The organism is Bellilinea sp., from assembly GCF_034432615.1.
Classification (GTDB): Bacteria; Chloroflexota; Anaerolineae; order Anaerolineales; family Anaerolineaceae; genus Bellilinea.
Genome location: NZ_DAOUBL010000390.1, coordinates 1 through 12040 on the forward strand (window position 1 = coordinate 1; position 12040 = coordinate 12040).

Below are 12040 nucleotides of genomic sequence, written 5' to 3' on the forward strand. Positions count from 1 at the left end.
AGCAAATGAAAATCCGTAGTCTGATACTTGCCGGTGGAGAAGGTACACGTCTCAGTATTCTGACTGCAAAACGCACCAAACCGGCCGTCCCCTATGCCGGAAAGTACCGCATCATTGATTTTCCCCTTTCCAATTGTGTAAATTCACGCCTGTTCGATGTAATGCTGGTTGCCCAATACCGTCCGCATTCACTGATCGAACATATTGGCGCTGGCGGCCCATGGGACTTGAACCGCGATTTTACGGGAGGTGTCAGGATTCTCACGCCATACCGCGCGCGTGGTTCAAGCTGGTTTGTTGGCACTGCGGATGCGGTTCAACAAAACTTCACGTTTATCAAACGCGGCAACATAGATACCATTTTGATCCTTTCTGGTGATCATATTTACACCATGGATTACAATCCGATGATTCAGTTTCATCAGCAAAATCAGGCTGAGGTGACAGTTGCCGTGATGGATGTGCCGCTCGAAGAAGCACCTCGTTTTGGCATTGTGGGCACAGATGAAAATAACCGCATTACTTCTTTCGTTGAAAAGCCGGAAAAACCTCCTTCCACACTGGCTAACATGGGCATTTACTTATTCAATCTGGATACACTCAATGAAGCCCTGTGGGAAGATCACTTGAGGCAGGATTCGCAACACGACTTTGGCAAAAACATTCTTCCCCGTCTGGTCGAAACCGGCCATCGGGTATTTGCCTACCGCTATCAGGGCTATTGGATGGATGTTGGAACCGTGCAATCCTACTGGCAGGCACACATGGATCTCTTGTGTGATCCTCCTGCCTTCAATCTTTACCGCCCGGATTGGATCATCCACACCCGCACAGAGGAAAGACCTCCCGCTATGCTCCAGCGAGGGACGACAATTGAAGACAGCCTCATTTGTCACGGCTGCCTGATCGAAAAAGGAGCTTCCATCATCCGTTCCGTACTCTCTCCGGGAGTCGTTGTCCGCTCAGGCTGCCATATCGAAGATTCGATCATCCTCACCGATACGATTGTGGATCAAAACACCCGCATTTTGCGCTCCATACTGGATAAACGGATTCAAGTCGGCAAAAATTGCCAGATCGGCGAAAAAACGGACGACCATTTGGAATTTGCAATGATTGGAAGAAACAGCATTGTGCCGGACGGCACAATCATTCACGCCGGTAGTACGGTTGGGACGGATGTGGTATCATCGGATTATACGGGGAACGAAGTAAAACCCGGAGAATTCATTCAAACACGGAGATTACCCAATGAAATTTAAACGCGCCGCGGGAATCATCCTTCATCCAACGAGTTTACCGGGTCCAGATGGAATCGGAGATCTTGGACCTGAGGCGTACCGCTGGATCAATTTTCTTGCTGAATCCGGTTGTAAGCTGTGGCAGGTACTGCCGCTTGGGCCAACCGGTTACGGCGACTCTCCTTATCAGTGCTTCTCGGCGTTTGCCGGTAATCCATATCTGGTGAGTCCGGCTCTGCTGTTGGAAGAGGGTCTCTTGAGGCGAAGCGACCTGACCGACCGCCCGGAATTTAATCCGATTCGGATTGATTATGGTGAAGCCATCAACTGGAAATTAAAAATTCTTGACCGCGCTTATGATAACTTCAAGCGCCAAAACGATTCCAAGCTTCATGATGAATATCATCATTTCATGGAACATGAGGCTGACTGGCTGGACGATTTTGCTCTCTTCATGGCAATCAAAGAAGCCAATGGAGGCGTTTCATGGGATAACTGGCCCAAAGAACTGCGCACTCGCCAGCCGGCGGCAATTGAGCAATTCCAAAAGACCGAAGCAGATCGCATTCAACGGCATGCCTTCCGCCAGTTTTTATTTTTCCGCCAGTGGCTGGATTTGAAGGCATACGCCAATCAAAAGAACATTCAAATCATCGGAGATATCCCCATCTTCGTGGCTTACGATAGCGCAGATGCCTGGTCAAACCCGGAATTGTTTTACCTCGATGAAGAAAGCAAACCAACCGTTGTTGCCGGCGTCCCGCCGGATTACTTCTCTCCCACCGGTCAGTTATGGGGGAATCCTCTCTACAAGTGGGAGGTGCACCGCCAGCAGAACTTCCGCTGGTGGATACGACGAATGCAGGCCACCTTGCGGCTGGTGGATATTGTGAGACTGGATCATTTTCGCGGTTTTGCGGGTTATTGGGAAGTACCCTTCGGCATGCCAACGGCGGAAATCGGTCGCTGGGTCAAGGGCCCAGGAGCCGAACTATTCCATGCCTTTCGAGAAGCGCTGGGCGACCTGCCAATCATCGCTGAGGACCTTGGCGTAATTACCCCGGATGTGGTGGAACTGCGCGATTCGTTTGCCCTGCCCGGTATGAAGGTCTTCCAATTTGCCTTCACGACCGACCCGCTGGACCCATTCCTGCCGCATAATTACGAAACCAATTGTGTGGCCTACACCGGCACCCATGACAATGATACCGCCCTGGGCTGGTATCAAAGCGCACCGGAAAAAGAACGCGATTTCATCCGCCGCTATCTCGCCCGTTCTGGCGAGGACATTGCCTGGGATATGATTCGCGCTGTGTGGTCTTCGGTTTCAGTTTTTGCCCTGGCCCCCATGCAGGATGTGCTGAGTTTGGGAAATGAAGCCCGTATGAACCTGCCCGGCAGAGCCAGTGGTAACTGGGGTTGGAGGTTACACCCCGAAGCCTATACCCCGACAATTCTTAAACGGCTCAAAGAGGTCAATTACCTGTACGCCCGAATGGATATCGAACGTACTTCAGAATCTGAAATACCAGCCGATTATCCTTTATAAAGCCAGGCTGTATCTCTTTTGTGTAACCCACCAACCCGCACCTGCCCTGAATTAGTCAGGTGAATTTGGAAAGGCCAAAAAGGCTTTGCAACCTATCATAAAACCTGAGCATGGACTTGCGCCTGTCAGATAAATATCAATTCAAGAATTCTCACGATTGGCAAGGGAAGCAAGGTAAATGCCGCTCAAAATCATTCCCCCGCCAATCACTTCATTTAGCAACGGCGTTTCTCGAAGGAAAATCATTGCCAGAATCGTCGCCCCGACAGGTTCACCCAACAAAGCAAGAGAGACAAAAGTTGCCGGTAAATACCGCAACGCCCAGTTGAAAGATGAATGCCCAATCACCTGCGGGATGATGGCCAGTAAGAGAAACCATCCAAAAACTGACAGAGGATAGCCGGTGAACGAGTAACCATTCAGCGCAGCCAAAACGATCAATACCACCGCAGCTGTTGAATAAACCAGTAAAGTATACGACCGCAACGAAATCAAGGGTCGGATCTTCCGTCCTACCAGCAGGTAGCCGGCTGCCATCCATGCCCCCATCAACGCGAGCAGATTCCCAAGCAACGCTTTGCCCTGAAAAAACGAGCTCAGCGAGGCACAAACCAGCCGGCTCTCTTCCCAAACACAGACCTGACTGGCAGCCACCACCACTCCTCCGATAAGCGCCAGACCCAGCCCCCACCAGACTTCCTTTATCATCCGCTCTTTGAGGAACAAAGGAGAAAAAATGGCAACCCACAGAGGTGTGGTTGTAACCAGGACTACCGAACTGGCAACACTGGTCAGTTCCAATGAGACAATCCATGCGGCAAAATGAACGGCAAGAAAAACACCCGCCAGAAGTGCCTGTAACTTACCACTTGCAGGCAGGGCAATCACATCCCGCTGCGCCTGCCGGAATGAAAATGGCAGTAAAATCAAACTGGCCAGCCCCAACCGGTAAGCCGCAATGATCAGAGAAGGCGCATCCTGTTGGGCATAACGGATAAAAATAGCAGCGGTTGAAACCGCCAATATGCCAATCACCAGGATGGCGGAAGCGAAACGGTATGATTTCTGTGGTGAGGACATAATCACCCTATTATATCCCAGAGGAATGCTTGACAAACGGGTATCGGCTGGCTAGAATAACTTTATCCCATTACTACAAAACCGGTCAAAAAACCAAACAAATAATTGCGGGGAGGTGTCTGGAGCTTTTCAATTTTCAGCATTTTATCAGTATGTAATCAAGCAATTCATTTTCACCCAACCATTAAGTTTCCCTTTTGCATTCTGATCCAACTCTATTTCAACCAAACGGAGGTTCCAATGACCCATATTATTACAAGCCTGTGTCTGCGCGATGGCGGCTGCGTGACTGTCTGCCCGGTGGAGTGTATTGTGCCGGGAAAACCGCAAGAACAATACCCATGGTTTTACATAGACCCGGATACCTGCATTGATTGCGGTGCATGTGTGCCGGAGTGTCCGTATGCGGCTATATTCCCCGAAGATGAAGTTCCCTCAGCCTATGTCGCCCGCGGCGGTGAACGACAATCCATGCCGGTTGGCACTCCCGGCTTCACGGAGGTTTATGACGGTGTAAACCACGATGGCGAGCCGGTTCATCTGGAAGCCACCCGCACCCTCAAGCCCGGAGAGGTGGTTGATCTGACCCCAGATATCCCCAAAAATTACGAGTACTTCAAGGAAGGCCCCGGCTACAGCGCGGCCGGCTAGTCTTTACCAGATTTTCCCTTCAGGGTTGTTATCGGTGGAATGAAGAAAATTACCGGTGAGCGATATATTCTCACCGGTGAAAACACAAGTTTCTTTTACCACTGATTCAACAACCCTGTTTTTTTGTAAAAAATCAGCCAAAGGAGGTAAAGAAAGTCAATGACCCAAGAAAACGTGCGCATCGAAAGAGACTCACTGGGAGAAGTAATGGTGCCGGCAAATGCCCTGTACGGCGCCCAGACCCAGCGGGCTGTCCTCAATTTTCCAGTGTCCGGTATGCGGCCCTACCGCGCTTTTATCTGGTCAATGGCATTAATCAAACGCGCTGCCGCTGAAGTGAACCATGCGGTGGGTCTATTGGACGAACAACGTGCCAACGCCATCATTCAGGCTGGCGAGGAGATTATGGCCGGTCAATGGAATGATCAATTCGTTGTAGATCCTTTTCAAGCCGGTGCCGGAACCAGCCACAACATGAATACGAATGAGGTCATCGCCAACCGCGCCACTCAAATTTTAGGCGGTTCAATTGGCGAATATCGGGTTCACCCCAATGACCATGTCAACATGTCCCAGTCCACCAACGATACCATCCCAACAGCAATTCGTCTGGGTTGTTTGTGGCGGCTGGACGAATTAACCTTCATCATTCAAAAATTGGTGGAAGCGTTAAAAGATAAAGCCATTGAATTTGATGACATCGTCAAATCTGGACGTACACACTTGCAGGATGCTGTGCCGGTCCGCCTGGGTCAGGAATTTGGGGCATATGCCCGGGCTGTGGAACGCGACCGCGAACGAATCGAACGCGCCGCCGAGGGACTGCGCCGTTTAGGGATTGGCGGCACGGCTACCGGTACTGGTTTGAACGCCCATCCAGAATACCATGCCCGCATGGTGGAAGTGCTTTCGCGGGTTTCCGGCCTCAAACTGTATACTTCCGACAATTTGTTTGAATCCATGCAATCCATGGCCGATATGGCCGACTTCTCGGCTTCTTTGCGTACCCTGGCGTTGACCCTCACCCGCATCGCCAATGATCTGCGTCTGCTCTCTTCGGGACCGGCAACAGGTCTGGATGAAATTCGGCTGCCGCCGGTTCAACCGGGCTCTTCTATCATGCCCGGGAAAGTAAACCCCGTCCTGGCCGAAATGTTGAACATGGCAATGTATCATATTATCGGGTTGGATACCGCTGTGGCATTGGCCTCTCAGGCTGGACAGCTGGAATTGAATGTGATGATGCCGATCATCGCCCATGACTTATTTGAAATGATGCACGTGATGATTGGTGCAATCAGCGCATTTACAGATAAATGCGTCGTGGGCATAAAAGCCAACCGCGCCAAAGCCGAAGGCTGGCTGGCGCGCAATACGATTGTGGTCACCGCCCTGAATCCGATTATTGGCTATCTAGCAGGCACCGCCCTAGTCAAAGAAGCGCTTAGCCGCGATTTAACCGTACAAGAGGTTGCGCTCGAAAAAGTGCGCGAAGGCGCATTAAAACACAAAGATACCGGTCAACCGCTGAGCGAAGAAGAAATCCGCGCTGTGTTCAGCGATATGCGCAAATTGACTGAAGGTGGATTGTTCGGCGGCGGAGGCGGTGGCGGATAAACCTATTCAATCTTTTGGCTGGCGTACACCGCAGCTCCCACAATACCGGCATTGTTCAAGAACAGTGCCGGTGTTATTTTTGCTCTGGTAGAAATATAGGGCAGGAATTTTTCCACATTTTTACTCAGGCCGCCGCCGATAATGATCAATTCCGGCCAGAAGAGTCTTTCCATCTCACTTAAGAATTCCTGCAGCCGTTTGGCATATTTTTTCCATGACAGGCCTTTTCGCTGCCGCGCCGCATCTGAAGCCCGCCACTCAGCATCTCTTCCACGGATCTTGAGATGTCCAAACTCAGCATTCGGCACCAAAATGCCATCGGTAAAAATGGCCGTACCTATTCCCGTCCCAAGAGTGATTACCAGCACAACCCCTTTCACATCTTTACCGGCTCCAAATTTCATTTCGGCAATACCGGCAGCATCGGCATCATTCAAGGTGAAAGTACGACAACCGGTATACTGGGTCAGCAGTTCGTTGACATTCGTTCCAATCCAACTGGGATGAATGTTAGCAGCCATCATTGCGATTCCTTGCAAAATAGGGGCAGGAAAGCCGCAGCCAATGACCCCCTCATAGCCAAACTGGTGAACAAGTTCGGCACAAGTTTGGGCAACGTCTTCGGGTTTTGCACCTTCCGGGGTTGGCAGCCGTTTGCGCTCGGTCAGCAATGAACCGGTTACCGGGTCAACTACAGCTCCCTTGATACCAGATCCGCCAATGTCAATCCCTAAAATCTCCATTTTGCTCTCCTTCCCTGTCAGTTATGGACACGCATTTTGCAAGTGCTCTTCAAATGTCTTTGCAAAGGAATGTTTCCTTGAACCATCACATCGAGCGCGGAAGTAAAAGTAAGGCGAATCCGCGGGATAAGCCACCGCCTGAAATGCACTCAACGAGGGATTACAAATTGGGGCAGGCGGTAAACCGGTATTTTGATAAGTATTGTAAGGTGAATTGACCATCAAATCATCGCGGCTAAGCGGATTTGTCCACCACGTCTGTTGAATTGAATTATATCCCAATGCGTATTGAACGGTTGGATCAGCATCCAGTTTCATGCCGGCTCTCAAGCGATTATAGAACACCGAAGCAATCATTGGCCTTTCCTCTTCGACCACTCCCTCGCGGTGGACGATGGAAGCCAGCGTAACGGCTTCATGTAATGTTAAGCCCTGCCGGGAGAAACCCTCACGAAGGTTAGCATCCACCTGCTCATTGAAGCGATCCAAAAAGGCAGCAACCACCTCGCGAACACTTGCATCCCGCCTGAAGCGGTATTCACCGGGAAAAAGATAACCTTCCAGACTCATGCCGGTCGAATCCCTGCCAGCCGGATGCCATTCGGAGGGGGGATTGCGCACAAATTGAAGGAACTCCTCGGGTGTAATTTGCAGCCCCGATGTCGGCAGAGATGCAGCGATTTCCTCAACCCGCCAGCCTGCCAGAATCACAAAAGTTATCTGATCCGGGGTAGCATCCAGCAATTGATGCCCGATTTCAATCGCGTTCCACGCCGGACTGATTTCATACTCTCCTGCCTGAATTGCCGTGTCCAATCCGGAGTAAACCATGTAATCTCGAAAAGCTTCATAATCGCGGATAAGACCTTCGCGTTGCAGTCGAATGGCAACCTGCTCAGCCGTTTCCCCGCGTTGAATGACAAACGGGCGAGGTGTTGCCTGAGGTTCCAGCGGAGTTGTCAGCTCCGCATATTTCAACAACAACTTCAGAGAATACCAGTAACGATCAAAAACATCTAATTTTGAACTGGCATAACCAAAACGCTGCTCCGCCAGGACAGGGATTTGCACCAGCATCCAGCCCAAAGCAACCATGCCCATCAAACTGATCAGCAGCAACAAAAAACATCCAAACGAAAGGCTTCCGCGCTTTGATTTTGCCATGCTCATCCTTCTTCTACTGGAAAAATGGAATCACGACTATTCAGGTAGGATTGTAATATGACAGCAGCCGCCAGATCATCCATGTGGCCGCGCCGCTGGCTTTGTTTGACGCCCATTTTCTTTCGGGCGTTGCGGGCAGTTTGGGTGCTGCCACTTTCATCCCATAAGATCACAGGAATTTCAGTTTGCGAGCGAATCGCTTCAGCCAACCGTTGAGCTTTTCTTCCCATTACGCCCGGCATACCATCCAGTTCCACTGCCTGCCCAATCACGATTTCAACAACCCCCCATTCTTGAGCAATCTGAACGATATTGGCTGCATCTGCTATGCGTGAAACATGCTTTAGCACCAACAGCGGATTCGCAATGGTTCCGGTTGGGTCCGATATGGCCAGTCCGATTCGCTTTTCACCCGGATCAACGGCCAGCACCCGCCCTCGTTCAAGGCTCATCGTTCCTCCACAGCCATGCGAAAAGTAAGAAAAGGCAAACGCGACCACCACCCCGGACGCACGATGATTTCGGGTAAGCTGGCAAGACGGAACTGCTGTTGAATCAACGTGAGGGCATTTTCCAGCGGCAACCCACGAATTGCTGCCGTTAACTGCGCCGCTTCAATCTTCTCTTCAATCCATCGGGAAGCTTCGATTGTGAATTCTATGGATTCTCCCTCAATAAAGTTTTTCACCCTGCGGTCATGGATTTGATAGGTTTCTTCTACAGCAGCCATACCCTCTGGCAGGTTAGCGTTCATTGCGTCATTCAGGATGCGATCCAGATGAGCCTGATCATAAGCCCACCCCTCAAATTCCACCTGCATATTGAGGACAAACCGATCTGCCAGTTCTCCAATTCCCGGCTGATAAACTTTTTCAATCACCTGGTGAATGACCAGCGTTTCCGGCAGCAGGGTTTTTCCAGGCGGGATCGCATTTTGCAATTCCTGCAAGGCATCTTCCGCAAGTGAGGTGATCAAGGTGTCATATACGCGTGCTGCATCTGCTTCGCTGACCACCCTGCCCTGCCGGTCGCTACCGCCAAACACCGCCTGCGGATTTTCCACGGCCAATGCCAACCCAAGGTTTCCTTCCACCGTACCCAATGCCCGAGGTGGAACATTTCCCTGACTTCCGGCAGCCAACGCCCGCACGGCCACTTCACGGCTTTGCCCGTTACCGGCCGGAAGGGTGACGTTCCGGGTAGTTTCAAATCGAATGAAAGGCTCATTCAAAGTCCGAAGGATTGTACCCTGGGGGACAGAAACCACCCCATCGGTCAAATTGGTCAAAATGACCGTACCGCTTGCTTTTTGGTCGCCAACCTGCTGAACGCCACTGGCATCTGCCGAAAGAGTTCCCTGCACCTTGACCCTGAACACCTCGACAGGCAGCAAACCAGAAGGAGATACCACCTCAATTTGCGGGCTTGCCCGAATTAGCATCTCGATAGTTTGTTCTTCCTGATAGGGATCGAGGGAAATGGTTGCAGAAGGGAGGAAAAACAACATCAGGCTGAGAAAACTGCTCAGCCCCAATAAAAAGAACACCAACCTCACCCAATTCTTTTCCGGGCGGTGACGCGTTTCATCCAATAACCGACGAAGTGCGTCAGGATTGGCTTTCTGAGTTTTACGATACCGTAGCAGCCTCCGCCTGCGGGTTGAAGGCTGCCATGTCATCCTTTGGGCAGCCGGTATCGTCGGAAAAGCGGCGATCCCCAGTTCCTTCGCCTCCAGGATAAGGTCTTGATCCTGTGTTACCAGACCAACCTGACCACCCAGAGCTTGCGCCTGTCTTTGCAGCAGAATCAAATCCAGGCGTTGGAGTAACGGCGGGCGGCGGCGGGGAAGCACCAGCAGAATACGCCTCGCTTTGCTCCAGGACATCTTGTCGCGAATCGAGATGTAGTCATCATGGGTTTCCAGACGAATGATTTGGGTTTTCATTAAGAACACAAACAACGGGAATGGATTTATGGTAATTATACACGTCGGGTGGGCTGACCGTACTCCCACAACCGCCGAATTTCCTCAGCCCCCAAATCCCGCCATTCCCCCGGTTGCAAGCCCTCCAGCGTAACTGGCCCAATTGCTACCCTCACCAGCCGGAGGGTGGGAAAACCCACCGCAGCCGTCATGTGCCGGATTTGTCTTTTGCGTCCTTCCTGCAGCACCAATCTCAACCAGCTGGTTTCTCCATGAGGTGTGATTGGCTTACTGCGCGGCGGGAGGTTGGGCTCTGGGATCATCAGCGCATCGCACCGCCGGGTCTTTTTGCCCTTAACCATTACCCCTCTTTGCAAAGCAGCCAGTGCTTCCTCAGTAACCTTCCCTTCCACCTGTACCAGATAAGTTTTCGGAATGCGGTGTCGGGGATCGGTCAAAAAGTGAATCAAACGCCCCTCGTCACTGAGAATCAACAATCCTTCACTGTCCAAATCCAGACGTCCGGCAGGATAAACCTCCGGGATGGGTATATATTGTTTCAGGGTTGGACGACCCTCAGAATCCTGAAAGGCAGTCAGCACACCGTAGGGTTTGAAAAACGCAATCGCTCTCATCGAAATTTAGTTCGATTTATACAACCGGCAGAGTGATTCCGATTATAATCAATACAATCGAAAAATTGTTTGATGAGTGGTTTGAAAAAATCTAAAGGATCAGCCATGCCAAAATGGATATTCCCCTCCATAATCCTGCTGCTGTTGTTGAGCAGTTGCAATTTGCCGGCCAGTGGCACATCAACCCCAACCGTTGATTTTGTCGGCACGCAGGTAGCCGCAATCCTAACCAGCCAGCCGACCGTTCAACCTTTGCCAACCGAAACACCCGCGCTGCCAGTGCAGCCAACCGAGTCACCTGTTTCATCACCCAGCCCAAGCCCCTCTTCAGAACCATCTCCAACCGCCACACCATTGAGTGATGATCCCCGCCAGTTTTTGGGCAATCCTACCTTCGTTGATACGCTTGAAAGCGGCCGATCTTTTGGATTGCAGGACAAGCCGTACGATGACGATTACACCTTCATTCGCGTCGAAAATGGCGCCCTGGTATTGACCAGCCGTTATGCCACCGGTTATCGCGGTTGGCGTACCGGCGGCACCAAAATCGGCAATGCCTATCTGGAAACACTGGTACGAACCGGCGAATGCAGTGGGTTGGATACCTATGGTTTGGTTTTTCGTTCGCCGGATTTCGTGAAAGGTTACTGGTTCCAGCTGACTTGCGACGGCAAATGGGCATTCGGTTACTGGGATGGACAGCAGTATGTCAATCTGGCTGAGGGCGGCAACGTCAACGACGCCATACGCACCGGTTCCAATCAAACCAACCGCATCGGGGTTTATGCCGTAAGCAGCAACTACACCCTGTATGTTAACGGTGTCAAAATTCGCGAAATCAGCGATAGTACCTTTACCGAACCCGGATCCTTCGGCATTGTCATTGCAGCCCGCAACACCCCCAATTTTACGGTGTATGCCGAAGAATTTGCTTACTGGCGCCTGGAGTAGGAATGGAACTGACCATAGATCCTCGCCGTCAAGCCATCATACAGCAGGCACGCCAGTGGATTCGCGAAAATCCGGTGTTCATGGATACAGAAACAACCGGTTTGGATAAAAACGCTGAAATTGTCGAAATCGCCGTCATTGACTGTGATGGGTCAATCCTGTTTGAATCCTTTGTCCGCCCATCCCGACCGATCCCACCGGATCTAACGGCAATTCATGGGATAGACAATCAAATGGTAAAAAAAGCCCCCACCTTTCCGGTGGTTTGGGCGTCCTTGCGAACCTACTTACTTGACCGCAAAATCGCTCTATACAATGCTGAATTTGACCTGCGAATGATGCGCCAATCCTATGAAGTCTATAAACTGGCCTGGAAAGAACGGCTGAGCGCTCTTGACATTATGCAGTTGTATGCCGCCTATCGCGGTGAATGGGATGCAACTCGCCGCGCATACCGCTACTTCAAATTAGAAGAAGCCGGTAAA

Annotated in this window: 11 protein-coding genes and 1 pseudogene; 6 read left to right on the top strand and 6 right to left on the bottom strand. The window is 51.1% G+C overall.

Annotation, left to right across the window (positions count from 1 at the left end; genetic code table 11):
* Both glgC and malQ read left to right on the top strand, forming a co-directional pair.
* The coding region (glgC, locus tag VAE48_RS17055) for a glucose-1-phosphate adenylyltransferase (protein ID WP_322794539.1) at nucleotides 1-1262 on the top strand (1262 nt) is incomplete at its 5' end.
* Nucleotides 1252-2790: a 4-alpha-glucanotransferase gene (gene malQ, locus VAE48_RS17060; protein WP_322794540.1), complete on the top strand. Its 1539-nt coding sequence runs from the start codon at nucleotides 1252-1254 to the stop codon at nucleotides 2788-2790. The genes glgC and malQ, both read left to right, overlap by 11 nt.
* A gap of 141 nt (nucleotides 2791-2931) precedes the next feature.
* Here the strand turns inward: malQ and VAE48_RS17065 are convergent, their stop codons facing one another.
* Entirely contained in the window at nucleotides 2932-3870 is a 939-nt protein-coding gene (locus tag VAE48_RS17065; RefSeq protein WP_322794541.1) for a DMT family transporter, read from the bottom strand.
* A gap of 240 nt (nucleotides 3871-4110) precedes the next feature.
* On the opposite strand from VAE48_RS17065, the pseudogene VAE48_RS17585 reads away from it, so the two are divergent.
* Both VAE48_RS17585 and VAE48_RS17075 read left to right on the top strand, forming a co-directional pair.
* A pseudogene (locus VAE48_RS17585) lies at nucleotides 4111-4320 on the top strand (4Fe-4S dicluster domain-containing protein); the annotation flags it as partial.
* Nucleotides 4321-4680: 360 nt separating this feature from the next.
* On the top strand, nucleotides 4681-6138 hold the full coding sequence (locus VAE48_RS17075; protein WP_322794543.1) for an aspartate ammonia-lyase: 1458 nt from the start codon (nucleotides 4681-4683) through the stop codon (nucleotides 6136-6138).
* Between the two features lie 2 nt (nucleotides 6139-6140).
* Here the strand turns inward: VAE48_RS17075 and ppgK are convergent, their stop codons facing one another.
* From ppgK to VAE48_RS17100, 5 genes are read right to left on the bottom strand one after another with little or no spacing between them, the layout of a single operon-like run.
* On the bottom strand, nucleotides 6141-6881 hold the full coding sequence (gene ppgK, locus VAE48_RS17080; protein ID WP_322794544.1) for a polyphosphate--glucose phosphotransferase: 741 nt from the start codon (nucleotides 6879-6881) through the stop codon (nucleotides 6141-6143).
* 21 nt (nucleotides 6882-6902) lie between these two features.
* Complete coding sequence (mltG, locus tag VAE48_RS17085) at nucleotides 6903-8045, bottom strand: endolytic transglycosylase MltG (protein ID WP_322794545.1); 1143 nt, start codon at nucleotides 8043-8045, stop codon at nucleotides 6903-6905.
* Nucleotides 8046-8047: 2 nt separating this feature from the next.
* Entirely contained in the window at nucleotides 8048-8497 is a 450-nt protein-coding gene (gene ruvX / locus VAE48_RS17090) for a Holliday junction resolvase RuvX (RefSeq protein ID WP_322794546.1), read from the bottom strand.
* Complete coding sequence (locus VAE48_RS17095) at nucleotides 8494-9990, bottom strand: baseplate J/gp47 family protein (protein WP_322794547.1); 1497 nt, start codon at nucleotides 9988-9990, stop codon at nucleotides 8494-8496. The genes ruvX and VAE48_RS17095 overlap by 4 nt, the downstream gene beginning before the upstream one ends.
* A gap of 35 nt (nucleotides 9991-10025) precedes the next feature.
* The gene (locus VAE48_RS17100) at nucleotides 10026-10604 is read right to left on the bottom strand and encodes a pseudouridine synthase (protein WP_322794548.1); all 579 of its coding nucleotides are present in this window, start codon (nucleotides 10602-10604) and stop codon (nucleotides 10026-10028) included.
* Between the two features lie 105 nt (nucleotides 10605-10709).
* On the opposite strand from VAE48_RS17100, the gene VAE48_RS17105 reads away from it, so the two are divergent.
* Together VAE48_RS17105 and VAE48_RS17110 are read left to right on the top strand one after the other, a co-directional pair.
* The gene (locus tag VAE48_RS17105; protein ID WP_322794549.1) at nucleotides 10710-11555 is read left to right on the top strand and encodes a family 16 glycoside hydrolase; all 846 of its coding nucleotides are present in this window, start codon (nucleotides 10710-10712) and stop codon (nucleotides 11553-11555) included.
* A gap of 2 nt (nucleotides 11556-11557) precedes the next feature.
* Nucleotides 11558-12040: 3'-5' exonuclease (locus VAE48_RS17110; RefSeq protein ID WP_322794550.1), on the top strand; the 483-nt coding region annotated here is incomplete at its 3' end.

Coding starts and splice junctions, on each gene's coding strand:
- VAE48_RS17075 (WP_322794543.1), top strand. CDS start 4,681: ATGACCCAAGAAAACGTGCGCATCGAAAGAGACTCACTGGGAGAAGTA.
- ruvX (WP_322794546.1), bottom strand. CDS start 8,497: ATGAGCCTTGAACGAGGGCGGGTGCTGGCCGTTGATCCGGGTGAAAAG.
- VAE48_RS17065 (WP_322794541.1), bottom strand. CDS start 3,870: ATGTCCTCACCACAGAAATCATACCGTTTCGCTTCCGCCATCCTGGTG.
- mltG (WP_322794545.1), bottom strand. CDS start 8,045: ATGGCAAAATCAAAGCGCGGAAGCCTTTCGTTTGGATGTTTTTTGTTG.
- malQ (WP_322794540.1), top strand. CDS start 1,252: ATGAAATTTAAACGCGCCGCGGGAATCATCCTTCATCCAACGAGTTTA.
- VAE48_RS17100 (WP_322794548.1), bottom strand. CDS start 10,604: ATGAGAGCGATTGCGTTTTTCAAACCCTACGGTGTGCTGACTGCCTTT.
- VAE48_RS17095 (WP_322794547.1), bottom strand. CDS start 9,990: ATGAAAACCCAAATCATTCGTCTGGAAACCCATGATGACTACATCTCG.
- ppgK (WP_322794544.1), bottom strand. CDS start 6,881: ATGGAGATTTTAGGGATTGACATTGGCGGATCTGGTATCAAGGGAGCT.
- VAE48_RS17105 (WP_322794549.1), top strand. CDS start 10,710: ATGCCAAAATGGATATTCCCCTCCATAATCCTGCTGCTGTTGTTGAGC.